We start from the raw sequence: 543 nt of genomic DNA, 5'->3' as shown, positions 1-543 counted from the left end.
TATCAGCAGTCGCTGGAGGTGATGACGCGCGAGGCGATGCCGGTGGAGTGGGCGACATCGATGATGAATCTGGCAACCGCTTACTATTCCCGCATCCGGGGTGATCGTGCCGACAACATCGAGGCTGCGATCGCTGCCTATCAGCAGTCGCTGGAGGTGAGGACGCGCGAGGCGATGCCCGTCGAGTGGGCAGAAGCGATGATGAATCTGGCAACCGCTTACTCTGACCGCATCCGCGGCGACCGGGCGGACAACATCGAGCAGGCGATCCAGGCTTATCGGGAAAGTCTAAAGATCTTCACCCCAGAACTGCTCCCAGACTACTGCCGTAAAACGGCTCGCCTCTTAGGGAATGTCTACTTTGGGGAAAAACAATGGAAAGAAGCTGTTTCTGTGTATCCGATGGCGCTGCAAGCGGCTGAAACCCTTTACCAAAGCGCCAATCTGCTGGATAGCAAAGCCGCTGAATTGTCAGAAACAGCGGATCTACCCCGACGCACTGCCTATGCCCTGGCTCGTATGGGCGATCTTTCCAAAGCCGTC

1 protein-coding gene is annotated in these 543 nt (G+C 57.1%); it reads left to right on the top strand.

Translation table 11 applies throughout. The features are described from left to right. Window positions 1-543, top strand: a 543-nt coding sequence (locus ACR6Z4_RS32245; RefSeq protein ID WP_479721406.1) for a tetratricopeptide repeat protein, incomplete at both ends; no start/stop codon positions are given.

Source organism: Calyptranema fuscum S582, from assembly GCF_055793305.1.
Note: the sequence above shows the minus strand (reverse complement) of the source record. Positions and strands in the feature narration are given on the sequence as shown.